The sequence below is a fragment of the Clavibacter michiganensis subsp. tessellarius genome (genome assembly GCF_021922985.1).
Lineage (GTDB): Bacteria > Actinomycetota > Actinomycetes > Actinomycetales > Microbacteriaceae > Clavibacter > Clavibacter tessellarius.
In genome coordinates, this window is sequence record NZ_CP040788.1 from 2,342,352 (window position 1) to 2,368,611 (window position 26,260).

Consider the following 26,260-nt stretch of genomic DNA (forward strand, 5'->3'; position numbering starts at 1 on the left):
ATCCCCGCCGGGCCCGGTCGCCGCGCGCGGACGGTCGTAGGGTCGGACCATGACTGATTCCACGTACACCGCACAGCTGGTCGGCCCCGAGGGCACGGAGGAGACCGAGGTCGAGTTCCTCAACGGCGAGCCCGTGAAGAGCTTCACGCGCGCCACCTCGCTCAGCGAGCAGGAGGTCGTGTGGGAGCTCGACGCGGACGAGGACGGCTACGTCTACCGTCCCGCCGGCATCCCGGGTGCCGACTACTCCTGAGTCGCCTGGCCCCCTAGAGGGTGAGGAACGCCACGCAGCACAGCACGCTGACGCTCAGGGCGCCGAGCGACGCGAGCGTCCACGGCCGGATGGTCGGGTGGAACAGCCCGACCTTCCCGACGCCGTGCTGGCGGATGCCCTTCCACACGCCGATGCATTGCAGCGCTCCGCCGAGCAGCATCGTGGCGAGGGCGGTGTAGACGAGCGCGTCGAAGGAGTCCACCGCTCGGACGCTACCGGCGGCGCAGGTGGCCGTCGTCCCCCCTGTTCGGGCGCGGACCTCCGCGAGCGGGCACCATCCGGGCCGTCGGCCGCCCGGTCCCCCGCCGTAGGATCGAGGTCCCGCACGACGTGAGGAAACCCGCATGAGCACCAGCCCGTCCACGCCCGCGACCGACACCGCCGCGATCGCCCGCATCATCGACCACACGCTCCTGAAGCCCGAGGCCACGCGCGACGAGGTCGCTGCGCTCGTCGCCGAGGCCGTGGAGCTCGGCACCTACTCGGTGTGCGTCTCCCCGTCGATGCTCCCGCTCGAGCTGCCCGCCGGATCCGACCTCAAGGTCGCAGTCGTCTGCGGCTTCCCCAGCGGCAAGCACCACAGCGAGGTCAAGGCCGCCGAGGCCGCCCTCTCCGTCCGCCAGGGCGCGGACGAGGTCGACATGGTCATCGACGTCGGCGCCGCCCGCGAGGGCCGCTTCGCCGACGTCGAGGCCGACATCCGCGCCGTCCGCGAGGCCGTGCCCGCGCCCGCCGTGCTCAAGGTCATCATCGAGTCGGCCGCGCTCGACGACGACCAGATCGTCGCCGTCTGCCGGGCCGCCGTCGCCGCGGGCGCCGACTTCGTCAAGACCTCCACGGGGTTCCACCCCACCGGCGGCGCCACTGTGCACGCGGTCGAGCTCATGAGCCGCACGGTCGACGGCAAGGCGGGCGTCAAGGCGTCCGGCGGCATCCGCACGTACGAGACCGCCGTGCAGATGATCGAGGCCGGCGCCACCCGCCTCGGCGTCTCGGGCAGCGCGGTCGTGCTCGCGGGCCCCGTGCAGACGCCCGAGAACGGCGCGCTCGGATCGAGCGGCTACTGATGCCCGCGGACCGCCGCGCGCACCTCGCCGACCTCGGTCACTACATCCAGGCCTCCCCCTCCTCGTTCCACGCGGTCGCGGAGGCCGCCCGCCGCCTCGACGCCGCGGGCTTCACCGGGCTCGACGAGCGCGACGCCTGGCCGACCGGCGCCGGGAAGAGGTACGTCGTCCGCGACGGCGCGCTCCTCGCGTGGATCCAGCCCGCCGGCGCGCACGCCACCACGCCCTTCCGCGTGCTCGGCGCCCACACCGACTCCCCCGGCTTCAAGCTGAAGCCGAAGCCCACCGTGGGATCCGACGGCTGGGTGCAGGCGGGCGTCGAGGTCTACGGCGGGCCGCTCCTCAACTCCTGGCTCGACCGCGACCTCGAGCTCGCCGGCCGCCTCGTCACGCGCGACGGCGTCCGCCACCTCGTCCGCACCGGCCCGCTGCTGCGCTTCCCGCAGCTCGCCGTGCACCTCGACCGCGGCGTCAACACGGAGGGCCTGCGGCTGGATCCGCAGCGCCACATGTCGCCGATCCTCGGCACGGGCTCCCCCGCCGACGCCGACGTGCTCGGCCACCTGGCCGGCATCGCGGGCGTCCGCGCCGACGACGTGCTCGGCTACGACGTGGGCGTCGCCGACACGCAGGCGCCGGGATCCCTCGGCCTCGACGGCGAGCTCTTCGCCGCCGGCCGCATGGACAACCTCAGCTCCGTGCACGCCGGCCTCGCCGCCCTGCTCGAGCTCGCGGCCGCGGCCGACGACGACGCGGACGCGCCCGTCGCGGTGCTCGCCGCCTTCGACCACGAGGAGGTCGGATCCGCCACGCCCTCGGGTGCCGCCGGCCCGATCCTCGAGGACGTGCTCGGCCGCATCTCCGCGGGCCTCGGCGCCGGATCCGAGGAGCGCCGCCGCGCGTTCGCCGCGTCCTGGTGCCTCTCGGCCGACGCCGGCCACGCCGTGCACCCGAACTATCCGGACCGCCACGACCCGGCCAACCGGCCGGTGCCGAACGGCGGCCCGCTGCTGAAGATCAACGCGAACCAGCGCTACGCGACCGACGGCGTCGGCGCCCGCGAGTGGGCGCTCGCCTGCGAGCGCGCGGGCGTGCCCACCCAGGAGTTCGTCTCCAGCAACGCGGTGCCCTGCGGCTCCACCATCGGCCCGATCACGGCGACGCGGCTCGGGATCCGCACGGTCGACGTCGGCATCCCCCTGCTCTCGATGCACTCGGCCCGCGAGCTGTGCGGCGCCGACGACCCGGGGCACCTCGCGGCCGCGGCCGCCGCGTTCCTCCGCTCGGCGGTCTGACGGACGACGGTCTGAAGGACGGCTCGAACCGCGCGGCGTCCGAGCCGCCGCCACCGCACGAGAGAGGGCCCGACGCGCATCGCGTCGGGCCCTCTCCTCGTCCCCGGCGGGATCAGCCGCCGTACGACGCCAGCAGGGCCCGCATCTTCGTGAGCTGCTCCTCCTGCGACGAGCGCATGGCGCCCGCGATGTCGAGCGCGTCGGTGGACGTGCCGAGCTGCGCCTCCCCGTCGGCCATCGCGATCGCGGCCTCGTGCTGGGCGATCATCCCCTGCAGGAACAGGCGCCCGGCGTCCGCGCCGCTCGCGGACCGCACGGCCTGCAGCTGCGCGTCGGACGCGGCGGCGCCCGCCTCGGCGGACCCCGCGGCGCCCTCGCTCCCGGAGGCGCTCCCGGACGCGCTGCCGCTGCCGCTCGCCGCGCCCTCCTCGGATCCCGCGCCGCCCGCGACTCCGCCGGCCTCCTCGCGGTCCTCGGTGCCGTTCGACCCGGACGCGCCGTCCTCCCCGGCCCACTCCTCCGCGAGGCGGCCGAGCTCCTGGGCCTGCGGACCCTGCTGGTCGCGGATCTGCACGGCGAGCTCCTCCGCTCCCGGCGGCAGGTCGTCGGCCTGGAGGGCGGCCTCGGCGAGCGCCACGGATCGCGCGGCGTGGTCGCCCATGTCCTGCGCGAACACCAGGTCGGCGCGGTTCCAGCCCTCGGAGCCCGTCTCGACGGGCGCCGCGGCGTCGGCGCTCGGCGATGCCGCGTCCTCGGGCGTGCGCGGCGGCGTCGAGCATCCGGCGAGCCCGGCGGCGAGGACGAGGGCGGTCGTGGCGGCGGCGAGGCGGTGTCGGTATCCCATGCGACGATCCTCCTCCACGGCGCGGATCGGCGTGCCCGCGAAGGTAGGTTCTCCCCATGCCCGAGATCGTCGACCTGCCGCATCCCGGCACGACCCTCGAGTTCGGCGAGCCGGGCAGCCCCGTCGTCGTGCTCGTCCACGACGACCACGGCCGCCTCCCCTGGCTCGACCAGTACGCGCTCGCCCTGGCCCGCGCCGGCTTCCACGTGCTCGTGCCCGACCTCTACGACGGCCGCGCCACCCTCGACGACTCCCTCGCCGCCGGCCTCGCGGCGGAGCTCGACGTGGGCTTCGCGCTCGGCACCATCCGCGACGGCATCGACTCGGCGCGCGCCCGCGGATCCGCCCGCGTCGGCCTCGTCGGCTTCGCCCCCGGCGGCTGGCTCGCCCTCCTCGAGGCGCAGGACGGCGGCGCGGACGCCGTGGTCGCCTACTGCGCGAGCCTCGGCCCCGAGGAGCACGGCGTCATCCCGTGCGCGGTGCTGCTGCACCTGGCCGAGCACGACGAGTGGATCGACGACCAGCGGCCCGAGGCGTTCATCGGCCGGCTCCGCGAGCACGGCACGCCCATCACGGCGCACACCTACCCCGGCACCACCCCGGCGTTCCCGAACGCGAGCCTCCGCGACCGGCTGGATCCGGACGCCGCGGCCCTCGCGTACCGCCGCACGGAGGCCTTCCTGGCCGACCACCTGGGAAACGGGTCCTGATCCAGTAGCGCGATCCCACCAAACCGGTCGGGTACGCGGTACGAATGTAAGGAGCCTGGGAATGCCCCGGCTCTTCCCTACCAGTGGAGGCACCATCATGAGCTCGTCCCCGAACCGCCTGCTCGGCACCGTCTTCGGCGCCGTCTACGTCCTCGTCGGCCTTCTCGGCTTCCTGTTCCCGCCGAACAGCGGGGGCTTCTTCTCGTCCGACGGCGGCCTGCTGCTCGGCATCTTCATGGTGAACCCGTTCCACAACGTGGCCCACCTCCTCATCGGCGCGGCCCTCCTCATCGGCGGCCTCTCCAGCGTCGCGGCGGCCAAGGCCGTGAACTCGACCATCGGCTTCGCGTACCTCGCGCTCGGCGTCGTCGGCTTCTTCCTCGTGAACACCGACTTCAACGTGCTCGCGCTCAACACCGCGGACCACTTCCTGCACCTCGGCAGCGCCGTCGTGCTGCTGATCGTGGGCCTCGGCGCCGAGAAGGGCGTCCGCAACCGCGCCGCCCGCGCCGCCTAGGCGACACCGCACCACCACCGCCGCGCCGCTGCACCGGGCGCGTCACGCATCACCGCACGACAGCACGCAGCACCGCACCACCGCGGCGCCCGGGACGACGAAGGGACCAGCACGTGTCACTGCTCATCCGCCACTGGCTGGCCCTCGCCGCCCTGGGCGCCGCGCTCATCCACCTGGCCGTCGGCGCGGGATCCTCGCCGGCGTCCATGGTGGCCCTCCTCGTCATCGGCGTCGCCGAGCTGGCCTGGGCCGTCGCGGTCCTCCGCTCGGACCGCCTGCCCGCCGCCACCTGGGCCGTCGTCGGCGCGCTCGTACCGGTCGCCGGCTGGGCGCTCCTCGTCTCCGCCGCCGTGGTCCTCGACGCCCCGGGCATCACCAGCGGCGTCCCCGCGATGCCCATGCTCGCCGCGACCCTGCTCGACCTCGCGATCGCCGCCGTCGTCGGCCGCCATCTGCGCTCGCGCGCGGAGTCGGAGGCCGAGGCCACGTGCACCGCGGTCGAGTCGCGGCTCCCCGCCGACATCGCGCTCGTCGGATCCGGCGCGGCGCTCCCGTCCGCGTCGCCCTCCGCATCCGCCCCCGCCGCGGGCCCCACTGCCGACGTGCCCGCCGCCGCCGCTACCGCGACCGCCGAGCCCGAGCCCACCGGCCGCCGCTACCTCGTGGGCGTCCTCGCCGGAGCGTTCCTCGTGGCCGGCCTCGTCACGCCCGCGCTCTCGCTCACCAACGCGGGCGAGCACGCCGTGCCGCACGGGCAGCACGGCTCCATCGACCTCACGGGCATCCAGGACGAGCACGCGGGCCACTGAGCCCACGCCCGCAGCCTCGCAGCCCGCGTAGCCGCGAGATCGACGGATGCCGGGACGTTCCTAGGGCGCCGGCGCCGGGGCCACGGCGGGCGTCACGCGGATCCGCGTCGCCTCGCTCATGAACCGCCGCACGTTCTCGTCGACGATGATGTCGCCCGGCCGCAGCGGCCGCGTGAGGTACAGGCCGCCGATGTCGGTGATCCGGCTGAGCGCCACGTACGTCTGCCCCGGGCTGAACACGCGCGCCCCCAGGTCGACGATGGCGCGGTCGTAGGTCTTGCCCTGCGACTTGTGGATGGTGACCGCCCACGCGAGCCGCAGCGGGAACTGCGTGAAGTCGGCCACCACGTCGCGCCGCAGCTGCTTCGTGGTGGGCGAGTACGAGTACTTGTGCTTCTCCCACGTGACCGGCTCGACCTCGTGCACGACGCCGTCGAGCTCCACGTACACGTTCGTGTCGATGCGCGTGACGACCCCGACGGATCCGTTCACCCAGCGCTGGTCCACGTCGTTGCGGAGGAACATCACCTGCGCGCCGATCTTGAGGTCGAGCTTCTCGTCGGCCGGGTAGGTGCGGCCGCCGAAGTCGCCCGTGACGTCGGCGGTGGCGGTGAGCGAGCGGCCGGGCAGGCGCTTGAGGGCCTCCGCGTTGATCCGGTTGACGGTGTCGTTGCGCGTGGCGAGCGTGATGGCGCCGTCGGTCGGAGCCGGCCGCGCGCCCGCCGCGTTCAGCACGCCGGCGATCTCGGCCGTGACGCGTCCGTGGCGCACGGCGTTGAGCATCTCCTTGAACGCCTCCTCGTGCTGCCGGTGGATCTCGGTGAGCTCGTAGATCCGCAGCTGCGCCTCCTCCCACACCTTCGCGTCGAAGAACCACATGGAGCGGTAGCGGTCGGCGAAGTAGGCGCGCTCGTCGCCGTCGCCGGGCACGGGGGCCAGCTGGTACGGATCCCCGAACAGCACGACCTGCACGCCGCCGAACGGCACGTCCTTCTTGTGGCGCGCCTGGCGGAGGCTGCGGTCGATGGCGTCGACGAGGTCGGCGTTGACCATGGAGACCTCGTCGATGACGAGCGTGTCGATGGTGTTGAGGAGCTTCCGCAGCTCGCCCGTCTGCTCGATCTCCTCGTCGGCGATGACGCCGATGGGCAGCTTGAACAGCGAGTGGATGGTCTGCCCGCCCACGTTCAGCGCCGCCACCCCGGTGGGCGCGCAGATGACGATCTGCTTCTCCGTGTTCCACGACAGGTGCGTGAGGAGGGTCGACTTGCCCGTGCCGGCGCGACCCGTGACGAAGATGTGGTCGCGCGTGCCCTCGATGGCCTGGAAGACGGCGGCCTGCTCCGGGGAGAGGGGGACCGTGCTCACGCGGGGCTCCTGGCGGTTCGGGGGTGGATGCGGCGCGGACCGACGGCGGCGGCGCGGCGCGGATGCGCACTCGAATCTACCCCGGGCCCGCCCCGGCCGGTCGCGGATCCGCCGCCCGTAGGATGATCCGCATGCCGAGCCCCGCCGTCGACGCGCGCGGGGAGCTGCGTCGGGCCGTGGTCCTCTGGTCGGTGCTCGCGGCCCTGCTCCTCGGGGCGTTCGCCGGCACCGTCGCGACGCTCGACCGCACCGTCTTCAGCGCCCACGGGTTCGTGCGCTCCTACCTCGACGCGCTCGCCCGCGAGGACAGCCGCGACGCCCTCGCCACCCCCGGCGTGGTGCTGCCGGACGACGGGAGCCGCGCGCTCCTCGACGACCGCGCCCTGCCCGGCCTCGCCGACGTCGAGCTCGTCTCCGACGAGCGGGCGCCCGACGGCGCCGACGGCGAGCGCGTGGTCACGTACTCCTACACGCTGCCGTCCGGCCCCGGATCCACGGCCTTCCGCGTGCGGGAGACGCCGGCCGCGCTCGGCCTCTTCGACCGCTGGGAGTTCGCGACCAGCCCGGTGGCCGCCGTCGACCTCGAGCTCCGGCACGCCGCGACCTTCACCGCGAACGGGCTCGCGGTCTCCGCGACGGCGGGCGGCGACGCGGCCGCGGGCGCTGGATCCACGTACCTCGTGCTCGCGCCCGCCGACCTCGCGCTCGACCACGCGTCGTCGTTCCTCCAGGCCGAGCAGACCGACGTCGCCGTCACCGACCCCGGCAGCGTCGTGCCCGCGCGCGTCGACGCCGAACCCACCCCGGAGCTCATCGACTCCGTGCAGGCCGAGGTCGAGTCGTACCTCACGGCGTGCACCACGCAGGCCGTGCTGTTCCCGTCGGGCTGCCCGTTCGGGAAGTCGATCCGCGACCGGATCACCTCGCCGCCGGTGTGGACGATGACGGCCATGCCCGAGATCACGCTGCGCCCCGCGAGCGACGACCCGGCCGACCTCGACTGGGTCGTGCCCTCCACGGTCGGCACCGCGCACATCCAGGTGCCCGTCCGCTCCCTCTACGACGGCACCGTGAAGGACCTCGACGAGGACGTGCCGTTCAGCGTGAGCTGGCGCGTGACGCTCGACGAGGACGCGGGCGTGCGGATCCAGGGCCTCTAGCCGATCGCGACCCTCTCGCGCGGGCATGGTGCGCACCGGCCGCGGGAGGAGCAGGATCGGGAGCCACAGGGTCCCCGCGGCCGCGGGGTCCGCCATCCGAGGAGCGTCCATGTCCGCGATCATGACCCCGTACCTGTCCTTCCGCGACCAGGCGGCAGACGCGCTGCGCTTCTACCAGGGGGTCTTCGGCGGCGAGCTCACGACGACCACGTTCGGCGAGCAGGGCATGAGCCCGGATCCCGCGGAGGCCGACAAGGTCATGCACGGCCGGCTGGACTCCGGCGCGGGCTTCGTGCTGATGGCCTCGGACACCCCGGCGTCGATGGGCGTGCCGAGCGGATCCGCCATCACGCTCTCGCTCTCGGGCGACGACGCGGAGGTGCTCGGCGGCTGGTGGGACGCGCTGACGGCGGACGGCACCATCGTCCTGCCGCTCGAGGTGGCGCCGTGGGGCGAGCGGTTCGGCATGTGCACCGACCGGTACGGGATCGACTGGATGGTGTCGATCGCGACGGCGGCGGCCGGCGCCTGACCCGCAGCCCCCGGGCCCGGGCTCGCGCCGGCCTGAGGCATCAGGCCTCAGGCCCAGCGGCCCCCGCGCGGCACGATGAGCGGCGTGTGCGAGACGGGGTCGTCGATCACGAGGCAGGGCAGCCCGAAGACCTCCTCGACGAGCTCCGCGGTGACGATCTCGCGCGGGGCGCCGGACGCGACGACGCGGCCGTCGCCCATCACGATGAGGTGGTCGGCGTAGCGCGCGGCGTGGTTGAGGTCGTGCAGCACCGCGACGATGGTGCTGCCGCCGCGGTGCAGGTCGGCGAGGAGGTCGAGCAGCTCGATCTGGTGCGCGATGTCGAGGAACGTCGTCGGCTCGTCGAGCAGCAGCACGGGCGTCTGCTGCGCGAGCGCCATCGCGACCCACACGCGCTGGCGCTGGCCGCCGGAGAGCTCGTCGACGTGGCGGTCCGCGAGGTCGGCGACGCCCGTGTCATCCATCGCCCGCTGCACGGCGTCCTCGTCGCTCGCCGTCCACTGGCGGATGAGGTTCTGGTGCGGGAAGCGGCCGCGCGCCACCAGGTCGGCGACCGTGATGCCGTCGGGCGCGATCGCGCTCTGCGGGAGGAGGCCGATGATCCGCGCCGCCTCCTTCGCCCGGTACGACGCGAGCGGCCGGTCGTCGAGGAGCACGCTGCCGGCCGTCGGCGCGAGCAGGCGCGAGAGCGCACGCAGCAGGGTCGACTTGCCGCACGCGTTCGGGCCGACGATGACCGTGAACGACCCGTCGGGCACGTCGACGTCGAGCGCCTCGGAGATCACGCGGCGGTCGTACGCGAGCGTGACGCCCTCGGCGCGGAGGCGCGGCGCGGCGGTGGCGGGTGCGGCAGGCGGCGTCGCGGCGGGTGCGGCCGGCGCGGGCCCAGGTGCGGCGGTGCGAGCGGCGGCGGCGCCCGGCAGGGCGGATGCGGTGTCGTCCACGACGGGACCTCCAACGGGATCGGGTGCGGAAGCGGGATCGGGTGCGGGATCGGGATCGGGGCGGGGCGCGTCAAGCACGTCGGGCCGCCTCGCGGATCAGGAGCGCGATGAGGTAGACCCCGCCGACCACGACCGTGACGATGCCGACGGGCACCGTCCCGGGCAGCGCGTGCTGGGCCACGGAGTCGGCGGCGAGCAGGAGCAGCCCGCCGGTGAGCGCGGCCGGCACGAGCGGCAGGCCGGCGCTGCGCGTGAGGCGCCGGGCGATCTGCGGCGCGGCGAGCGCGACGAACGCGATCGGCCCGGCCGCCGCGGTCACGACCGCCGTGAGGGCGACGCCGAGGACCAGCAGCACCAGCCGCGTGGGCTCGGCCCGCACGCCGTGGGCGCGGGCCGCGTCGTCGCCGAGCTCGAGCTGCCGCAGCGGCCCGGAGAGCAGCAGGATCGCCGGCGCGAGCACGAGGAGGGCGACGAACGCGGGGAGCGCGCGGTCCCAGCCGACGAGCGCGAGGGATCCGGCGCCCCAGATCGACGCGGCCATCGCGACCTCGGTGCCCGCCTTCAGCAGCAGGAACGTGTTGACGCCGTGGAGCACGGCCGTGACCGCGATGCCCGTGATGATCAGCCGGAACCCCTGCACCCCGCCGCGGTACGCGAGCAGGTACACGACGAGCGCCGTGCCGAGCCCGCCCGCCAGCGCGCCGACCGCCGTGGGCAGGAACGTCGCGCCGGCGAGCGTCGTGACGATCAGCGCGCCCGTGTAGGAGCCGGTGGAGAAGCCGATGACGTCGGGCGACCCGAGCGGGTTGCGCGTGAGCGACTGGAAGACGGCGCCGGCCACCCCGAGCGCGGCGCCGAACGCGATCCCGGCGAGCACGCGCGGGAGGCGCCACTCGGTGACGATGGTGGTCGCGAACGAGCCGTCGGGCAGCACGAGGGCGCGGATCACCTCGGGCACCGTCAGCGGGTAGTCGCCCGTGCCGAGCGCCACGAGCGCGACGCCGACGATGACGACGGCGAGCGCCGCGCCCACGAGCGCCTCGCGCAGGCGGAGCCGCGTGCCGATGAGGGGCAGGCGCACGCTGCCGGCGACCCGGACGGCGGATCGGCCGGAGGGACGGCGCGCGGCGGACCGGCGCCCCGCGCGGGCGGGCGCGCTCACAGCCCCGACGCCCTCTGCCGGCGCACGAGCAGGATCAGCACGGGCGCGCCCAGCACGGCCGTCACGATCCCGGCGGGCAGCTCCGCCGGCCGCAGCACGACGCGCCCGACGATGTCCGCGGCGAGCAGCAGCACCGGCGCCAGCACGATCGTGTACGCGAGGATCCAGCGCTGGTCGGGCCCCACGATCCAGCGCGCGATGTGCGGGATCATCAGCCCGACGAAGGCGATCGGCCCGGCCATGGCGGTCGCGCCGCCCGCGAGCAGCGTCACGGCCACGACGGCCACCGTCCGCACCACGACCACGTTCGCCCCGAGGGAGCGCGCGAGGTCGTCGCCGAGCGCGACGGCGTCGAGACTGCGGGCGATGAGCGCGGCGAGCAGCACGCCCGCCGCGAGGAACGGCGCGACCGGCACGAGGGCGTCCCAGCCGCGGTCCTGCAGCGAGCCCGACTCCCACGCGCGCATGGCGTTGAAGCCCTGCGGATCCGCGAGCAGGAGGCCCGAGGTGATGCCCGCGAGCACCGCACCGAGGGCGACCCCGGCGAGCGTCAGGCGCACCGGATCGCCGCCGCCGCGCCCCGCGGAGCCCACCACGTACACGACGACGGCCGCCACGAGCGCCCCGCCGAAGGCGAACCAGAGGTAACCGCTCACGGCGGTCACACCGAGCACGCCCGTCGCGATCGCCACCGCGAACGCCGAGCCGGCGGTGACGCCGAGGATGCCGGGATCCGCCAGCGGGTTGCGCGTGACGGCCTGGATGAGCGCGCCCGCGACCCCGAGCGCGAGGCCCGCGGCGAGGCCGACGAGGGTGCGCGGCACGCGGAGGTCGGTGATCACGACGAGCTCGGCCGGGTCGCGCGGCCGTCCGGCGAGCGCGTCGACGACGGCGCCGAGCGGGATGTCGCGGGACCCGATGGCGATGCTCGCGAGGCACGCCAGCACGAGCACGCCGAGCGCCAGCAGGAGGCCCGCCGAGCGCGAGAGGCCGCTCCGCGCCCGGCCCGCGGGGGCGTCGGTGGCGGAGGCGCGCGCGAGGACCCGGAGCGACATGGCCCGGACAGCCTACCCCGCCCTTAGGTTAGGCTCCCCTTGCCTGATGGGATCCGCACCGGCCCGTCATCTACCCCGAGAGGCCCCGCACCATGAGGTTCCCCACCACCGGCTCCGCCCTCGTCGCGCTCGCCGTCGCGTCGCTCGCCCTGACCGGATGCTCGAGCTCCTCCGACCCGGCGGCCTCCGCTCCCCCCGCGTCCGGATCCGCGACCGGCGCCTTCCCCGCCACCGTCGACACGAAGTTCGGCGAGGTCACCGTGCCGAGCGAGCCGAAGCGCGTCGTCGCCCTCGGCTGGGGCGACGCGGAGACCGCGCTCGCCCTCGGCGTGCAGCCCGTGGGCGCCTCCGACTGGCTCGGCTTCGGCGCGGACGCGGACGGCGTCGGCCCGTGGGCGCAGGGCCTCTACACGGAGAAGCCGCAGATCATCGAGACGCTCGAGCCCTCCTACGAGGCCATCGCGGCGCTCAAGCCCGACCTGATCCTCGACACCAAGGGCTCGGGCGACCAGGCCCGCTACGACCGCCTCTCGCAGATCGCGCCCACCATCGGCGTGCCCGAGGGCGCCGACAGCTACCTCACCGACATGGAGGACCAGGTGGACATGGTCGCCGAGGCCCTCGGCCGGGAGGACCAGGGCGACGCCCTCCTCGAGGCGGTCGACCAGCGCTTCGACGAGGTCGCCGCCGCGCACCCCGACTGGAAGGGCAAGACGGTCACCGCGGCGACCAAGACCAGCGAGGGCTGGGGCGCCTACGTCGAGGGCAGCGAGCGCGTCGCGTTCCTCGAGAAGCTCGGCTTCGTGCAGAGCCCCACCATCGCGGGGATCCCCGCCAACGCCGGCGGCTTCTCCGTCGACGTCTCCTCCGAGCAGCTCGACCTGCTCGACGCCGACGCGATCGTGGCGTTCCCGATCTTCATCGACAAGGCCGTCATCACCGACGACCCGCTGTGGCAGGCGATCCCCGCGGTCGCCGCCGGGCACTCCATCGTCCTCGACGGCGACGTGTCGTCGGCCTACTCGATCGGCACCACGCTCTCCACGGGCTACGCGCTCGACCGGCTCGTGCCGCTGCTGGAGACCGCCACGTCCTGATCCGGATCCGCACCACCGGGGCCCGCCGCGCGCATCGCGTGGCGGGCCCCGTCACGTCCGGCGGCTACGCGTCGAGCATCTCCGTGAGCGCCCGGCGGTAGTCCTCGAACGCGCGGCGGCCGACGGTCGTGAGCGCGAGGTAGGTCACCGGCTGCCGCCCCTCGTGCGTCTTCCGCACCTCCACGTAGCCGGGATCCTCGAGCTTCCGCAGGTGCGTCGACAGGTTGCCGGCCGTCATGTCGAGGATCTCCTGGAGCCGCGGGAAGGACAGCGCCTCCCCCGCGTCGAGCGTCGCGAGCGACGCGACGATCCGCAGACGGGCCTGGGCGTGGATCACCGGATCGAGGTCAGCCAAGGCGGGCTCGCAGCGAACGGCGGGCGCGGGCCCCGCGCACGGCGACGGCGATCCCCGTGACGAGGTACGCGCCGCCGCCGACGACCGCCATCACCAGGTAGTTGCCCGGGTAGCCCGCGAAGGGGGCGGCGAGCGCGGCGACCACGAGGATCGACCCGAGGAGCAGCGACGTCCGCGAGTGGAAGAGCGCGGCGGTCGACAGCAGCATCATCCCGGCCACGAAGGAGAAGCCCGATGTGTAGAAGATCGAGAGCAGGCGGCTCGGGGCGTCGTTGAGCGCGAGCCCGATGCCGAGCACGTAGACCGAGACCATGGCCACCGACCAGCTGATCCCGTAGACGCGCCCCTGCCAGCGCGCCTCGCCCGTGGTCTCCAGGCCGGCAGAACCGCGGATCCCGAGCACCACGCTGACGACCACGCCCACGCCGATGAGCCCGGCGAAGATCCCGACGGCCGCGGGGAGCGGCAGGCTCACGGCGTCCGACCCGTCGATGAGCCACAGGGCCGTGTAGCCGAGGATCCACGCGACGCCCCAGACCACCTCCATGATCCAGACGAACGAGGTCTGCGCGTCGACCGCGACCCGCCGCTGGTCCTCCATGAGCGCGTGCATCGTCCGCGGGTCGGGCGCGGGCCCGTCATCGTCGACCTCGTCCGTGCGCATCGTGGTGTCCATCTCCGCCTCTCCGCGGGCGACCCTCGCCCGCCGGGCTCCCGCCCTCGCTACTTTGTAACGCAAAGTGCTTTGCCGTGTCAATGGCATGTCGCAGGATGATGCGCCGGGCGACCCCCTCGGCCATGATCGACACCACGGCGCCGCGACCGGCGCCCGTGATGGAGGACCGTGATCCGCGTGCGCCCGACCCGCCCCCCGCTCGCCCCCGACCGCCGAGACGAAGACGACGTCGCCCGCCGCCCGCTGATCCCCGTGGCCGCAGGCCTGGCCTGGGTCGCCGCCGCCGTCGTCTACGTCGGCACCGAGGCCGTCGCCGCGTCCGCCTTCCCCGGTTACAGCTACTCCGCCAACTACATCAGCGACCTCGGCATCCCCGAGGTCGCCGAGTACCAGGGCCGCGCGATCGACTCGCCGCTCGCGGCGGTGATGAACGCGGGCTTCATCCTCCAGGGCGTCCTCTACCTCGCGGCCGCCGTGATCGCGACCCGCGCCCTCCGCGCCGGCCCCCGCCGCGCCTTCCTCGTCCTCGCCGCCGTGCACGCGGTCGGGATCACGGTGGTCGGCCTCATCCACGGCAGCGCGTCGAGCGCGGCCAGCGGCATCGGCTGGATGCACGTGGTCGGCGCCGGCATGGCGATCATCGCGGGCAACGCGGCGTCGATCGTGGCGGGCCTCGGCTCGGGTCGCGCTGGAGCCGCCCGCGCGTATCGCGTCGCGAGCGTCGCGCTGGGCGTCGTCGGCCTCGTCGCGCTCGCCCTGCTCCAGACCCTCGGCGGGTCGGGCATCGACGGGATCTGGGAGCGCGGATCCGTCTACACGGTCACCGCGTGGGAGCTGATGACCGGCGTCGCCGTCCTCGTCGCCGCGCGACGGACGCGCACGCACTGAGACGGGTCGGCGCACCGAGCGGACCGGCGCACCGACGGCCCCGGATCAGCGCCGCTCGGTCGCCTGCAGCGCCTCGAGGTTGCGGTTGTACGCCTCGAGCTCCGCGTCCCCGTCGCGGTCGGCCTTGCGGTCGTACCGGACGGAGTCGCGGGTGTCGCTCTTGCTCCACATGATCGCCGTGACGATCGCGAGGATCACCGTGGGGATCTCGCCGATGCTCCACGCGATCCCGCCGCCCGCCTGCTGGTCGGCCAGCGCGGTCTCGCCCCACGGCCGGCCCATCGCGCCGAACCAGTCCGCGAGCAGCAGGCCGGTGCCCGTCATGAGCGACAGGCCGAAGAACGCGTGGAACGCCATGGTGGCGAGCAGGAGCAGCAGGCGCATCGGGTACGCGAGGCGCACGGGCATCGGGTCGACGCCGATGAGGTTCTGCGTGAACAGGTACCCGACGATGAGGAAGTGCACGATCATCCACTGGTGCCCGATGTGGTCGGTCGTGGCCCAGCTGAACAGCGGCGAGTAGTAGAAGACGAGCAGCGATCCGGCGAAGAGCACGGCGGCCACGATCGGGTGGCCCACGAAGCCCGCGAACCTCGAGTGCACGGCCAGGAGGATCCACTCGCGTCCGCCGCGGCTGCCGTCCTGCCGCTTGCGGATGGCCCGCATCGCGAGCGTGACCGGGGCGCCCGGCACGAGCAGCAGCGGGATGACCATGGCGAGCACCATGTGCGCCAGCATGTGCGAGCTGAAGAGGTACTTCTGGTAGACGTTCACGCCGCCGTTGGTGATGTAGAAGAGGCCCACCATGCCGGCGACCCAGAGGATCGAGCGGTGCACGGGCCACGCGTCGCCGCGCTTCCGCAGGCGGTGCACGCCCGCCAGGTAGAAGAAGACGCCGAAGGCGCACAGCAGGATCCAGAGCAGGTCGAAGTTCCACTCGGTGAGGTAGCGCATCGGCGTCAGCTCGGGCGGCAGGGGCTCGCCGGTGAGGATCTGCGCGGGCGTCGGATCCGGCAGCTGCGTCGCGACGACCTGGCTCACGGGCGGCGCGGTTCGGGCGAGCGCCGCGGCCACGCCGGACGCGACGCCCATGAACGCGAGCTCGGCCGTGACGAGCCACCAGAACGGCCCGCGCGCGGACGCGCCGCGCTCCTCGAGCCGGCCGATGAGCACGCGCCGGTACGCGGCGCCGAACAGGCCGAGCGCCAGGAGCGCCGCCACCTTCACCAGCACCAGCAGCCCGTACGCCGTCAGCAGCCGGTCGAGCGAGCCCACGCGGATCTCCGCGCTCACGTACCCGGACGCCGCGACGACCACGAAGCACACGAGCGCCACGGAGGAATAGCGCCGCAGCACCGGCACGAGCCGGTCGCCGTCGAGCTTCGACCGCAGCAGCACCATCGTCAGGAGCCCGCCGAGCCACACGGCCGCGAACACGAGGTGGAGGCCGAGCGCGTTGACTGCGGCGTCGTGGCCCTCGGTGCCGCCCGCGTGACCCTGCTGCGCCATGGGCACGAGGCCGCCGACCGCGATCACGAGCACGATCGCGATGGCGGTGTGGTTGCGCACCGCGAAGCACAGCACCGTGACGGTCGCGGCGATCAGCGTGGTCGCGAGCCACGCCTGGCCCACGGAGATCTGCGTCAGCACGAGCCCGAGGCTCGACCCGAACTCCGGGCTGAGGGAGAACGGCGTGCCGGAGACGCTGAGGAAGGTGAAGAAGGCGGTGATCGCGGAGGCGACCGTCCAGAGGGCCGCTCCCGCGGCGGCGATGTCCAGCGCGCGCCCGTACTCCGGGCGCTTCCGCGACAGCGCGAACACGGCGAGCAGGAGCGCGCCGATGGCGGTGGCGGCCGTGATGTTCACCATCATCTTCGCGGCGGGCAGCCCGTAGCGGACCACGGGACCCGCGTCCTCGAGCAGCTGCGGGGCGGCTCCTCCGCCGATGGCGAGCGCGGCCAGGAGGGAGAGGAACGCGACGATGAGGAGGGCGGCGGGCCCCGCGACGCGGAGGAGTCTGGGCATGAGGGGATCAGCCTAACCGGCGACCGCTGACGGCCGGCTGGCCGCGCGTCGGCGCATGACGGGCCCGACGACGGTGATCGCGCACGCGACCGGGAACGCGACAGCGGGGGCGCCGACCGGAGTCGGCGCCCCCGCTGGGCGTGTGGTGAGGAGGACTACTTGACGGCGGCCTTGAGCTTGCTGCCGGCGGAGACCTTGACGCCCTTGGACGCCTTGATCTCGAGGGGCTCGCCCGTCTGCGGGTTGCGGCCCGTGCGCGCGGCGCGAGCCGTCTGCTCGAACGCGACCCAGCCCGGGATCGTGACCTTGACGCCGTCGGCGACGTTGGTCGCGACGGTGGAGAAGAGCGCGTCCAGCACGCCGTTGACGGCGGCCTGGCTCTGGCCCGACTCCGCGGCGACGGCGGCAACGAGCTCGGTGCGGTTGAGTGACTTGTCAGCCATGGGTGTCCTCCTCGGACCTGGTGCCGTTCTCGTCGAGCGGCCGTGTGGTGGATGGTGTCTGTCTACGTCAGCGGACCGTGGGAGCCGAAGAGGCCATCAGCGGTCCGTTCGGCCGTACGGCCGCTTGGAACCTACCAGCTGGACTTCGTGATGCCCGGAAGCTCGCCGCGGTGGGCCATGTCACGGAACCGCACGCGGGAGATGCCGAACTTCGACAGGTTGCCGCGGGGGCGACCGTCGATGCCGTCGCGCTGGCGGACGCGGACGGGCGAGGCGTCGCGCGGGAGGCGCTGGATGCCGGCGCGGGCCGCCTCGCGGCTCTCGTCGGTGCCGTTCGGGTCCACGAGGGCCTTCTTCAGCTCGAGGCGCTTCGCGGCGTACCGCTCGACGATGACCTTGCGCTGCTCGTTGCGGGCGATCTTGCTCTTCTTGGCCATGGTTAGCGCTCCTCGCGGAAGTCGACGTGCTTGCGGACGACCGGGTCGTACTTCTTCAGCACGAGGCGGTCGGGGTTGTTGCGGCGGTTCTTGCGGGTCACGTAGGTGTACCCGGTGCCGGCCGTCGAACGGAGCTTGATGATGGGACGGACGTCCTGCTGCTTGGCCATTAGATCTTCACCCCACGACCGAGGAGGTCCTTGACGACGGACTCGATGCCGCGGGCGTCGATGACCTTGATGCCCTTCGCGGAGAGCGTGAGCTTGACGTTGCGACGCAGCGAGGGGACGTAGTACGTCTTCTTCTGCACGTTCGGGTCGAAGCGGCGCTTGGTGCGCCGGTTCGAGTGCGAGATGTTGTGTCCGAAGCCGGGGACGGCGCCGGTCACCTGGCAGGTTGCTGCCATGGTTTCCTCCGTAGGTACCGTAGGGCGAGACCGCCCTACCCAAGATGACTTGTCGGCACGCCGGGTCCCCGGATCTCGGTGAGGAGGGGGATCGGCGCACATGCGAGCGGATGAGCCGCTCGGCCAAGGATCGAGGCTACGCGACGACACGCCCGGACGCAAGCCGGGGGCCCGGGATCATGCGGATGCGGGGGCCTCCGCGGTGCCGTCGGCGGGCACCTCGGCGGCGGCGGCCTCGGCCGCGCGACGCGTGCACTCCGCGCAGAGCCCGAAGACGTCGACCACGTGGCTCGGCGCCGTGAAGCCGTTCTGCGCCGCGACGTCGTGCGCCCACGACTCGACCGCGTCCGCCGCGATCTCCACGGTCTTGCCGCACACGCGGCAGATGAGGTGGTGGTGGTGGCCGCCCGTGGCGCACGTGCGGTAGAGCGCCTCGCCGTCGGGCGACTGCAGCGAGTCCGCGTCGCCCTCCGCCGCGAGGTCGCCGAGCGCGCGGTACACGGTGGCCAGGCCGATCGGGGATCCCGCGTCGTGCAGGCGCGCGTGGAGCCGCTGCGCGCTCACGAAGTCCGACGACGCGTCGAGCGCCTGGCGCACGGCCTCCCGCTGCCACGTGTTCCGCTTCATGCCCGTGCCCTCCCGGCGGGCGATCCTCCCCGCCCCGACAGGGTACGCGTCCCGCCCGACGTCCCGGTGCGCGCCTGGAGGGCGTCGACCCCGCGGCAGACCAGGTAGATCGCGAACGAGATGGTGGTGACGTACGGGCTGATGGGGATGCTGCTGCCGAGCGCGAGGAGGATCCCGCCCACGATGCTCGTCAGCGCGAACAGCACGCTGAGCGAGACGACCACCCGCGGGGTCGAGGAGACGCGCATGGCGGCGGCCGCCGGCGTGACCAGCAACGAGAGCACGAGCAGCGCGCCGACGATCTGGATGGAGACCGCGGTGCCGAGCCCGAGCAGCACCATGAACACGATCGAGAGCAGGCGCACGGGGATGCCGCGCGCGGCCGCCACGTCGGGGTCGACGCTCGCGAACATCAGCGGCCGCCAGACGACGGCGAGCCCCAGGATGACGACGGCGCTGATCGCGACGAGGTAGCCCAGCTGCGGGTTGTCGACGGAGACGATCTGGCCCGTGAGCAGGCCGAACTTGTTGCTCGCGCGCCCGTCGTAGAGCGCGAGGAAGAGGATCCCGAGGCCCAGGCCGAACGGCATGATCACCGCGATGATCGAGTTGCGGTCCTTCGCGCGGGTGCCGAGCACGCCGATGGCGACGGCCGCCACGAGCGAGCCGACGAGGGATCCGCCGACCACGTTCACGCCGAGCAGCAGGGCGGCCGCGGCGCCGGCGAACGAGAGCTCGCTCACGCCGTGGACCGCGAACGCGAGGTCGCGCGTCATCACGAAGACGCCGATGAGGCCGCCGACGACGCCGAGCACGGCGCCCGCGATGATGCTGTTCCGCAGCAGCGCGACGAGCGCGCCGTAGTCGGAGAAGTCGAACAGACGCGACCAGACGTCGCCCGCGTCGGCGAGGAGGTGGATCACGCGGCCCTCCCGTCGGCGGCGGGCTCGCCCGCGGAGCCGTCGGCGTGCACGCCGTGCGACCCGTGGTCGCCGTGCTCGTCGTGCGCGTGGTCGTCGTGCGAGTGGTGGTCGTGCGGGTCGTCGGGCGAGCCGACCACCACGATGCGGCCGCGCACGCGCACCACGTCGACCGGGGTGCCGTAGAGCGAGCTGAGCACCTCGGAGTCGAGCACCTCGTCGGGCGTGCCGATGCGAAAGCGCCCGCCCACGAGGTAGAGGACGCGGTCGACCATGTCGAGCACGGGGTTGACGTCGTGCGTGACGAAGACGACCGCGGCGTCGGTGTCGCGGCGATGCCGGTCGATCAGCTCGCTGACCACCCGCTGGTGGGCGAGGTCGAGGCTGAGGAGCGGCTCGTCGCAGAGGAGGAGCCGCGGATCCGACGCGAGCGCCTGGGCCACGCGCAGCCGCTGCTGCTCGCCGCCCGAGAGGGCCGCGACCGGCGCGTCCGCGTACGCCGTGGCCCCGACGGCCTTGAGCAGCTCGTCCACGCGGGCGCGCTCGGCCCGGCGGCTGAGCGGCAGCCCCCACCGGTGGCCCGTGACGCCGAAGCCCACGAGGTCCCGCGCGCGCACCGGGGTCGACGCGGTGATGAGCTTCTGCTGCGGGATGTAGCCGATGCGCCGCGCTCCGCGGCGCACCGGCTCGTCGAGGAACCGCATCTCCCCCGACGTGAGGCGCTGGGCGCCGAGGACGGACTTGAGGAAGCTGGTCTTGCCGGATCCGTTCGGGCCCAGCACCGCGACGAACTCGCCGGGCGCCACGTCGAGGTCGAGTCCGCTCCAGAGGGTGCGCGCGCCGAACGACAGCGTCGCGTCCCGGAGGCTCAGGACGGCTGGGCCGGTCACGATCCCTTGATGGCGGAGGCCACGGCGTCGACGTTGGCGGTCATCCACTCAACGTACCCGCTGCCCGCGGGCAGGTCGGCGGGCAGCGTCTCGGTGACCGGCACGACCGGGACGCCGGCGGCCTTCGCGGCGGCAACGACCTGGTCGGTCGTGGCGCCCGTGGTCTGCGCGTTGTAGACGAGCGCGGCGACCTTCTTCTCCGCGAAGAGCGCGAGCGTCTCCTTCAGCACGTCGGCGGGGACGTCGGTGCCCTCCTCGATGGCCTCGCTGAACTCGTCCGGCGTGCGGTTCTCGAGGCCCATGGCGCTCGTCAGGTACAGCGGCACGGGCTCGGTGATGGCGACGCCCTTGCCGGTGCCGGCGGGCTTCGCGGCGGCCTCGGCGGAGGCGATGCCGTCGAGCTTCGCGGTGAACGCCTGCTCGTTGGCCTCGAAGGTGGACGCGCCGGACGCGTCGGCCTTCGAGAACGCCTGCTCGATCTCCTCGGCGAGCTTCTTCATCGTGGGCACGTCGTACCAGACGTGCTCGTTCAGCTCGCCCTCGGCGGGCTTCTGGTCGAAGCCCGAGATGTCGACCGCGTTGAGGAGGACGGGGCTCTTGCCGCCGGGGAGGGCCTGGATCATCGTGTCGACGAAGTCGTCGTAGCCGCCGCCGTTCTGGATCACGACGTCGGCGGTCGAGAGCGTGAGCTGGTCGCGCGACGTGGCCTGGTACTCGTGCGGGTCCTTGTCGGGGCTGTCGATGATCGACGTCACCTTCACGTCGTCGCCGCCGATCTGCTTCGCGATGTCGCCGTAGACGTCGGTCGAGGCCACGACCTCGAGCGTGCCGCCGGACGCGGACGCCGTCGCGTCCCCGGAGGAGGAGGCGGATCCGGATGCGCAACCCGCGAGCGGGACGGCGAGGAGCGAGGCGGCGAGCAGGGCGGTGAGGGGGCGTCGGTTCATGGATCCGAGATTACGGTATCGATAACGGGTATCAGTACCACGGTGCCCCCGCTGTGGAGTCGCGGCCGCGCCTCACTCCAGGAGCAGCGCGGGCTCTTCGATGATGCTCGCGACGTCCGCCAGGAAGCGGCTCGCCACGTCGCCGTCGACCACGCGGTGGTCGAAGCTCGCGCCGATGGTCGTGACGAAGCGCGGACGCACCTCGCCGTCGACGACCCACGGCTTCTGCTTGATCGTGCCGAGCGCGACGATCGCGACCTCGCCCGGGTTGAGGATCGGCGTGCCCGTGTCCATCCCGAAGACGCCGATGTTCGTCAGCGTGATGGTGCCCTGGCTCATGTCCGCCGGGCTCGTCTTCCCGTCGCGGGCCGTGAGCGTGAGCTGCTCGAGCGCGCGGGCGAGCTCCAGCAGCGACATGGCCTGCGACTCCTTCACGTTCGGCACGACGAGGCCCCGTGGCGTCGCGGCGGCGACCCCGAGGTTCACGTAGTGGCGGACGATGATCTCCTGGTCGGTCCAGGAGGAGTTGACCGTGGGGTTGCGGCGGACGGCCCAGATCATGGCCTTCGCCATGATGAGGAGCGGCGAGACCTTCACGCCCGCGAAGTCGGGGGACGCCTTGAGGCGCTTGACGAACTCCATGGTGCGGGTGGCGTCGACGTCGACGAACAGGCTCACGTGCGGCGCCTGGAACGCGCTCTGCACCATGGCCGCGGCGATGACCTTGCGGACGCCCTTGACCGGGATCCGGTCCTCGCGCGCGTCCGGCCACTCGGGCGTCTCGATGTTCTTGAAGACGCTCGCCTGCTGGGCGGTGCGGATGACGTCCTCGCGCGTGATCTCGCCGACGAGGCCGGTGGCCTCGACCTCCGCCAGGTCGACCTCGAGGTCCTTGGCGAGCTTCCGGATCGGGGGCTTCGCGATGATCGGCACGGCCGACGCGGCGGGCACCGAGGCGGGGCGCGGAGCGCGGGCCGCCGGGGCGGCGGGCGAGGAGGCGCCGGGACGCGCGGGGGCCGCGGCGGGCTCGGCGCGGCGACGGCGGCTCGCGACCTTGCCGACCGTGCCGTAGCCCACGAGCACGGCACCCGAGGTCTCCTCGGCGGCGGGCGCGGGCGGCGCCACGGGCTCGCGGTCCTCGATGGCCGTGTCGTCCTCGATCACCGTCTCGTTCGGCAGCGCCATCTGCGCGGGCGTCTCCGCCGGACCGGAGACGCCGGGCGAGCCCTGCGCGATCGCGATGATGGGCGTGCCCACCTCGACCGTCTGACCCTCCTGCACGAGCAGCCCGGAGACCGTGCCCTCGAACGGGCTCGGCAGCTCCACGAGCGACTTCGCGGTCTCGATCTCGACGATCACCTGGTTGAGCGCCACGCGGTCGCCCGGCTGCACGCGCCACGAGACGATCTCGGCGTCGATGAGGCCCTCGCCCACGTCGGGCAGGGTGAACTGGGAGTCGGCCATCGTGCGGGTCCTCTTCTCACGTGCCGCGCGGGCGGCGGGCGGCGTCTTAGTAGGCGAGCGAGCGGTCGACGGCCTCGAGGATGCGGTCGGCATCCGGGAGGTACAGCGTCTCGAGCTTCGCGGGCGGGAACGGGGCGTCGAAGCCGGAGACGCGGATCACCGGCGCCTCGAGCGAGTAGAAGGCGCGCTCGGTGACGGTGGCCGCGATCTCGGAGCCGACGGACACGTGGCCCGGCGCCTCCTGCGCGACGACGAGGCGGCCCGTGCGCTGCACGGACTCGAGGATGGGGCCGTAGTCGACGGGCGACAGCGAGCGCAGGTCGACGACCTCGACGCTCGTGCCCTCCTCGGCCGCGAGCTCGGCGGCCTGCAGCAGCATCGACACCATGGCGCCGTGGCCGACGAGCGTGACGTCGGTGCCGGAGCGGACGACGCGGCTCTCGTGCAGGCCGATGCCGGGGGCCGAGAAGTCGACCTCGCCCTTCGGCCGGTAGCGCGCCTTGGGCTCGAAGAACATGACCGGGTCGTCGCTCTGGATGGCCTCCTGGATCATCCAGTAGGCGTCGTGCGGCGTGCTCGGGCTGACCACGCGGAGGCCGGGGGTGTGCGCGAAGTACGCCTCGGGGCTCTCCTGGTGGTGCTCGATCGCGCCGATGTGGCCGCCGTAGGGCACGCGGATGACGACGGGCATGCGCATCGCGCCCTCGTGCCGGTTCGTGATCTTGGCGAGCTGGCTCGTGATCTGGTCGAAGGCCGGGTAGATGAAGCCGTCGAACTGGATCTCGCACACGGGCCGGTAGCCGCGCATCGCGAGGCCGATGGCCGTGCCGACGATGCCGGACTCCGCGAGCGGGGTGTCGATGACGCGGCGCGCGCCGAAGTCGCGCTGCAGGTGCTCGGTGATGCGGAAGACGCCGCCGAGCGGGCCGATGTCCTCGCCCATGAGCAGGACCCTGTCGTCCTCCTCGAGCGCGCGGCGGAGGCCGGCGTTGAGCGCCTTCGCCATGGGCATGCTCTCGATGCCGGCGGGGGCGCCGTCGCCGCCCGCGGATCCGGCGGCGCCGGCGCTCGCCTCGGCGCGGTCGATGGTGTCGGTCATCGGGTCCCTCCCAGCGAGGCCTCGTAGCGCTCGAGCCACTCGCGCTGCTCCGCGGTGACGGGGTGCGGATCCGAGTAGACGTGGTCGAAGATGCCCGTGAGCGGCGGGCCGGTGAGCTCGATGGTGCGGCGGCGGACGTCGGCGGCGAGGTCCTTGGCCTCCTCGTCGATCCCGTCGAAGAGCGACTGCGGCGCTCCCTGGTTCCGCAGGTAGGCCTCGAGGCGGGCGATCGGGTCCTTCGCGACCCAGCCCTGCAGCTCCTCGTCGGTGCGGTACTTCGTGGGGTCGTCGCTCGAGGTGTGCGCGCCGACGCGGTACGTGAGCGCCTCGATGAAGGACGGGCCGCCGCCGTTGCGCGCATCGTCCAGGTGCTTGGCCGTGACCGCGTAGCTCGCGAACACGTCGTTGCCGTCGACCTGCGTGCTGGGCACGCCGAAGCCGCGCGAGCGGAGGTAGAGGGGCGTGCGCGACTGCGTGGCGACCGGGACCGAGATCGCCCAGTGGTTGTTCTGGAGGAAGAAGACCTGCGGGGTCTGGAAGCTCGCGGCGAAGACGAACGCCTCGCTCACGTCGCCCTGGCTGGTGGCGCCGTCGCCGTAGTACGCGATGACCGCGGTGTCGCGATCCGGGTCGCCGGTCGCGACGTCGCCGTCGAACGCGACGCCCATCGCGTAGCCCGTGGCGTGCAGCGCCTGCGAGCCGATGACCAGCGTGTAGAGGTGGAAGTTCCCGACCGCCGGATCCCAGCCGCCGTGCGTGACGCCGCGCATGAGGCGCACGATGTCGACCGGATCGATGCCGCGGATGAGCGCGACGCCGTGCTCGCGGTACGCGGGGAACACGTGGTCCTGCGGGCGGGTGGCGCGACCGGATCCGACCTGCGCCGCCTCCTGGCCGGTGCTCGGCGCCCAGAGGCCGAGGTGGCCCTGGCGCTGGAGGTTGGTGGCCTCGAGGTCGAACGCCCGCGTGAGGCGCATGTCGCGGAGGAAGCCGCGATGGTCGTCCTCCGTGAGTCGCTCGAAGTACGGGAGGAACTCCTCGGCGGAGTCGCTCGGTGCGAGCTCGCCCGCGGGGGTCAGGAGCTGGACCGTCACATCGCTTTCCGGCATCGTCCCAACCTACCGGCGCGCCGGGTGGCCCTCCGGCAGCCCCCGGACAATTCCCGCCGACGCGTTCAGTAGCTTCCGGACAGAGGCGGGCTCGCCGATCGTGACGCGGATGCCCTCGTCGGCGAAGGCGCGCACCACGAGTCCGGCGGCGGCCAGCTGCGACTCGACCTCCGCGGTGTCGGCGCCGGTCGCCAGCCACACGAAGTTGCCGTGAGGGCGCGGGACCTCCCAGCCCTGCTCGGTGAGCGCGCGCCAGGCCTCGTCGCGGTCGCGCGCGAGCACGGCCACGCGCTCCAGGAGCTCGTCCTCGTGCTCGAGCGATGCCAGCGCCGCGTGCTGCGCGTGGCCGGTGACCGAGAGCGGGATGGCGGCCGAGCGCGCCGCGTCGAGGATCCGCGGATGCCCCACCGCGTAGCCGATGCGCAGGCCCGCGAGCCCGTACGCCTTGGAGAAGGTGCGGAGCACGACGAGGTTCGGGTGGTCGGCGAGCAGGGACATGCCGTCGAGGGCATGCTCGGGCGCGACGAACTCCCCGTAGGCCTCGTCGAGGAGCACGAGCACGTCGCGCGGGACCGCGGCCAGCAGGCGCTCGAGGTCCTCCTGCGTCACGAGCGTGCCCGTGGGGTTGTTCGGCGTGCAGACGATGACGACGCGCGTCCGGTCGGTGAGCGCCTGGATCATGCCGTCGACGTCGTGCGAGTGGTCCGGCAGGTTCGGGACGGGGACGCCCGTCGCGCCGGCGACCGTGATGAGCGTGGGGTACGCCTCGAAGGAGCGCCACGCGTGCACGACCTCGTCGCCCGGGCCCGCGGCCGCCGTGATGAGCTGGGAGAGGATCGCCACGGACCCGGCACCCGCGTGCACGTGGTCGACCGTGACGCCGAAGCGCTCGGCGAGCGCGGTGCGCAGCAGGGTGGCGCCCGCATCCGGGTAGCGGTTCACGTCCCGCACCCGGTCGATGCGCGCGAGCACCGAGGGCAGCGGGTCGAACGGGTTCTCGTTGCTCGAGAGCTTGAAGTCGTCCTCGCCGGCGGGCTTGCCCTGGCGGTAGGCGACCATGGCGGCGATGGCCGGCCGGAGCCGGACGGGCGCCGCGTCGTCCGCGGACAGGTCGGGGACTGCGGGGTCGGAGGTCACCGG

General features: G+C 73.4%; 31 protein-coding genes. 10 read left to right on the forward strand and 21 right to left on the reverse strand.

Going from position 1 to position 26,260, the window contains the following annotated elements; translation table 11 throughout:
- Positions 1 to 49: 49 nt before the first annotated feature.
- Positions 50 to 253 carry a hypothetical protein gene (locus tag FGG90_RS10975; protein ID WP_094127149.1) on the forward strand — a complete coding sequence of 68 codons (204 nt, stop codon included), beginning with the start codon at positions 50 to 52 and terminating at the stop codon, positions 251 to 253.
- A gap of 13 nt (positions 254 to 266) precedes the next feature.
- Here the strand turns inward: FGG90_RS10975 and FGG90_RS10980 are convergent, their stop codons facing one another.
- Complete coding sequence (locus FGG90_RS10980) at positions 267 to 476, reverse strand: hypothetical protein (protein ID WP_094127147.1); 210 nt, start codon at positions 474 to 476, stop codon at positions 267 to 269.
- A 142-nt stretch (positions 477 to 618) separates the two neighbouring features.
- On the opposite strand from FGG90_RS10980, the gene deoC reads away from it, so the two are divergent.
- Positions 619 to 1,341, forward strand: coding sequence for a deoxyribose-phosphate aldolase (deoC, locus tag FGG90_RS10985; RefSeq protein WP_094127145.1), 723 nt, complete (start codon positions 619 to 621; stop codon positions 1,339 to 1,341).
- A complete protein-coding gene (locus FGG90_RS10990; RefSeq protein WP_094127143.1) occupies positions 1,341 to 2,636 on the forward strand; it encodes a M18 family aminopeptidase in 1,296 nt (431 codons plus the stop codon). The genes deoC and FGG90_RS10990 overlap by 1 nt, the downstream gene beginning before the upstream one ends.
- A 112-nt stretch (positions 2,637 to 2,748) precedes the next feature.
- Here the strand turns inward: FGG90_RS10990 and FGG90_RS10995 are convergent, their stop codons facing one another.
- The gene (locus FGG90_RS10995) at positions 2,749 to 3,480 is read right to left on the reverse strand and encodes a DUF305 domain-containing protein (RefSeq protein WP_094127141.1); all 732 of its coding nucleotides are present in this window, start codon (positions 3,478 to 3,480) and stop codon (positions 2,749 to 2,751) included.
- 56 nt (positions 3,481 to 3,536) lie between these two features.
- On the opposite strand from FGG90_RS10995, the gene FGG90_RS11000 reads away from it, so the two are divergent.
- The 3 genes from FGG90_RS11000 (at position 3,537) to FGG90_RS11010 (ending at position 5,516) form a co-directional block, all read left to right on the forward strand.
- The gene (locus FGG90_RS11000) at positions 3,537 to 4,190 is read left to right on the forward strand and encodes a dienelactone hydrolase family protein (RefSeq protein ID WP_094127139.1); all 654 of its coding nucleotides are present in this window, start codon (positions 3,537 to 3,539) and stop codon (positions 4,188 to 4,190) included.
- Between the two features lie 97 nt (positions 4,191 to 4,287).
- The gene (locus tag FGG90_RS11005) at positions 4,288 to 4,707 is read left to right on the forward strand and encodes a DUF4383 domain-containing protein (RefSeq protein WP_086518463.1); all 420 of its coding nucleotides are present in this window, start codon (positions 4,288 to 4,290) and stop codon (positions 4,705 to 4,707) included.
- A gap of 113 nt (positions 4,708 to 4,820) precedes the next feature.
- Positions 4,821 to 5,516, forward strand: coding sequence for a hypothetical protein (locus FGG90_RS11010; protein WP_094127137.1), 696 nt, complete (start codon positions 4,821 to 4,823; stop codon positions 5,514 to 5,516).
- A gap of 60 nt (positions 5,517 to 5,576) precedes the next feature.
- Here the strand turns inward: FGG90_RS11010 and FGG90_RS11015 are convergent, their stop codons facing one another.
- On the reverse strand, positions 5,577 to 6,884 hold the full coding sequence (locus FGG90_RS11015; RefSeq protein ID WP_094127135.1) for an ATP-dependent DNA helicase: 1,308 nt from the start codon (positions 6,882 to 6,884) through the stop codon (positions 5,577 to 5,579).
- Between the two features lie 131 nt (positions 6,885 to 7,015).
- Between FGG90_RS11015 and FGG90_RS11020 the strand changes: the two genes are divergently transcribed.
- Both FGG90_RS11020 and FGG90_RS11025 read left to right on the forward strand, forming a co-directional pair.
- Positions 7,016 to 8,044 carry a hypothetical protein gene (locus tag FGG90_RS11020; protein WP_094127133.1) on the forward strand — a complete coding sequence of 343 codons (1,029 nt, stop codon included), beginning with the start codon at positions 7,016 to 7,018 and terminating at the stop codon, positions 8,042 to 8,044.
- Between the two features lie 109 nt (positions 8,045 to 8,153).
- Positions 8,154 to 8,576, forward strand: a complete 423-nt coding sequence (locus FGG90_RS11025; RefSeq protein WP_094127131.1) for a VOC family protein — start codon at positions 8,154 to 8,156, stop codon at positions 8,574 to 8,576.
- A 47-nt stretch (positions 8,577 to 8,623) separates the two neighbouring features.
- On the opposite strand, the gene FGG90_RS11030 is transcribed toward FGG90_RS11025, so the two are convergent.
- The 3 genes from FGG90_RS11030 to FGG90_RS11040 form a co-directional block, all read right to left on the reverse strand.
- Positions 8,624 to 9,520 carry an ABC transporter ATP-binding protein gene (locus FGG90_RS11030; RefSeq protein ID WP_210433035.1) on the reverse strand — a complete coding sequence of 299 codons (897 nt, stop codon included), beginning with the start codon at positions 9,518 to 9,520 and terminating at the stop codon, positions 8,624 to 8,626.
- A 70-nt stretch (positions 9,521 to 9,590) separates the two neighbouring features.
- A complete protein-coding gene (locus FGG90_RS11035; RefSeq protein WP_094127129.1) occupies positions 9,591 to 10,682 on the reverse strand; it encodes a FecCD family ABC transporter permease in 1,092 nt (363 codons plus the stop codon).
- Complete coding sequence (locus FGG90_RS11040) at positions 10,679 to 11,737, reverse strand: FecCD family ABC transporter permease (RefSeq protein WP_094127127.1); 1,059 nt, start codon at positions 11,735 to 11,737, stop codon at positions 10,679 to 10,681. Before FGG90_RS11040 ends, FGG90_RS11035 begins: the two co-directional genes overlap by 4 nt.
- 92 nt (positions 11,738 to 11,829) lie before the next feature.
- On the opposite strand from FGG90_RS11040, the gene FGG90_RS11045 reads away from it, so the two are divergent.
- Entirely contained in the window at positions 11,830 to 12,834 is a 1,005-nt protein-coding gene (locus tag FGG90_RS11045; RefSeq protein ID WP_094127125.1) for an iron-siderophore ABC transporter substrate-binding protein, read from the forward strand.
- Between the two features lie 64 nt (positions 12,835 to 12,898).
- On the opposite strand, the gene FGG90_RS11050 is transcribed toward FGG90_RS11045, so the two are convergent.
- Both FGG90_RS11050 and FGG90_RS11055 read right to left on the reverse strand, forming a co-directional pair.
- A complete protein-coding gene (locus FGG90_RS11050) occupies positions 12,899 to 13,189 on the reverse strand; it encodes a transcriptional regulator (RefSeq protein ID WP_086518456.1) in 291 nt (96 codons plus the stop codon).
- On the reverse strand, positions 13,182 to 13,865 hold the full coding sequence (locus FGG90_RS11055) for a hypothetical protein (protein ID WP_094127123.1): 684 nt from the start codon (positions 13,863 to 13,865) through the stop codon (positions 13,182 to 13,184). The genes FGG90_RS11050 and FGG90_RS11055 overlap by 8 nt, the downstream gene beginning before the upstream one ends.
- 252 nt (positions 13,866 to 14,117) lie before the next feature.
- Between FGG90_RS11055 and FGG90_RS11060 the strand changes: the two genes are divergently transcribed.
- Positions 14,118 to 14,753 carry a DUF998 domain-containing protein gene (locus FGG90_RS11060; protein WP_237583332.1) on the forward strand — a complete coding sequence of 212 codons (636 nt, stop codon included), beginning with the start codon at positions 14,118 to 14,120 and terminating at the stop codon, positions 14,751 to 14,753.
- Between the two features lie 45 nt (positions 14,754 to 14,798).
- On the opposite strand, the gene FGG90_RS11065 is transcribed toward FGG90_RS11060, so the two are convergent.
- The 13 genes from FGG90_RS11065 to FGG90_RS11125 form a co-directional block, all read right to left on the reverse strand.
- Positions 14,799 to 16,778, reverse strand: a complete 1,980-nt coding sequence (locus FGG90_RS11065; protein WP_094127121.1) for a cytochrome c oxidase assembly protein — start codon at positions 16,776 to 16,778, stop codon at positions 14,799 to 14,801.
- Positions 16,779 to 16,933: 155 nt separating this feature from the next.
- Positions 16,934 to 17,221: an HU family DNA-binding protein gene (locus FGG90_RS11070; RefSeq protein WP_012039622.1), complete on the reverse strand. Its 288-nt coding sequence runs from the start codon at positions 17,219 to 17,221 to the stop codon at positions 16,934 to 16,936.
- A 131-nt stretch (positions 17,222 to 17,352) separates the two neighbouring features.
- The gene (gene rpsN, locus FGG90_RS11075; RefSeq protein WP_015491493.1) at positions 17,353 to 17,658 is read right to left on the reverse strand and encodes a 30S ribosomal protein S14; all 306 of its coding nucleotides are present in this window, start codon (positions 17,656 to 17,658) and stop codon (positions 17,353 to 17,355) included.
- A 2-nt stretch (positions 17,659 to 17,660) separates the two neighbouring features.
- Positions 17,661 to 17,828, reverse strand: coding sequence for a 50S ribosomal protein L33 (gene rpmG / locus FGG90_RS11080; protein ID WP_011187086.1), 168 nt, complete (start codon positions 17,826 to 17,828; stop codon positions 17,661 to 17,663).
- Positions 17,828 to 18,064, reverse strand: a complete 237-nt coding sequence (gene rpmB / locus FGG90_RS11085) for a 50S ribosomal protein L28 (protein WP_063070952.1) — start codon at positions 18,062 to 18,064, stop codon at positions 17,828 to 17,830. Before rpmB ends, rpmG begins: the two co-directional genes overlap by 1 nt.
- Before the next feature lie 177 nt (positions 18,065 to 18,241).
- Positions 18,242 to 18,691 (reverse strand): Fur family transcriptional regulator, encoded by a 450-nt coding sequence (locus FGG90_RS11090; protein WP_094127119.1) that lies wholly within the window; start codon positions 18,689 to 18,691, stop codon positions 18,242 to 18,244.
- On the reverse strand, positions 18,688 to 19,614 hold the full coding sequence (locus FGG90_RS11095) for a metal ABC transporter permease (RefSeq protein ID WP_094127116.1): 927 nt from the start codon (positions 19,612 to 19,614) through the stop codon (positions 18,688 to 18,690). Before FGG90_RS11095 ends, FGG90_RS11090 begins: the two co-directional genes overlap by 4 nt.
- Entirely contained in the window at positions 19,611 to 20,501 is an 891-nt protein-coding gene (locus FGG90_RS11100) for a metal ABC transporter ATP-binding protein (protein ID WP_094127114.1), read from the reverse strand. Before FGG90_RS11100 ends, FGG90_RS11095 begins: the two co-directional genes overlap by 4 nt.
- A complete protein-coding gene (locus tag FGG90_RS11105) occupies positions 20,498 to 21,448 on the reverse strand; it encodes a metal ABC transporter solute-binding protein, Zn/Mn family (protein ID WP_094127112.1) in 951 nt (316 codons plus the stop codon). Before FGG90_RS11105 ends, FGG90_RS11100 begins: the two co-directional genes overlap by 4 nt.
- Positions 21,449 to 21,520: 72 nt before the next feature.
- Positions 21,521 to 22,912: a dihydrolipoamide acetyltransferase family protein gene (locus FGG90_RS11110; protein WP_094127110.1), complete on the reverse strand. Its 1,392-nt coding sequence runs from the start codon at positions 22,910 to 22,912 to the stop codon at positions 21,521 to 21,523.
- 46 nt (positions 22,913 to 22,958) lie between these two features.
- Positions 22,959 to 23,924, reverse strand: a complete 966-nt coding sequence (locus tag FGG90_RS11115; RefSeq protein WP_094131350.1) for an alpha-ketoacid dehydrogenase subunit beta — start codon at positions 23,922 to 23,924, stop codon at positions 22,959 to 22,961.
- Between the two features lie 83 nt (positions 23,925 to 24,007).
- A complete protein-coding gene (locus tag FGG90_RS11120; RefSeq protein WP_094127108.1) occupies positions 24,008 to 25,120 on the reverse strand; it encodes a thiamine pyrophosphate-dependent dehydrogenase E1 component subunit alpha in 1,113 nt (370 codons plus the stop codon).
- A gap of 9 nt (positions 25,121 to 25,129) precedes the next feature.
- Positions 25,130 to 26,179 (reverse strand): histidinol-phosphate transaminase, encoded by a 1,050-nt coding sequence (locus FGG90_RS11125; RefSeq protein ID WP_237583580.1) that lies wholly within the window; start codon positions 26,177 to 26,179, stop codon positions 25,130 to 25,132.
- Positions 26,180 to 26,260: the final 81 nt, after the last annotated feature.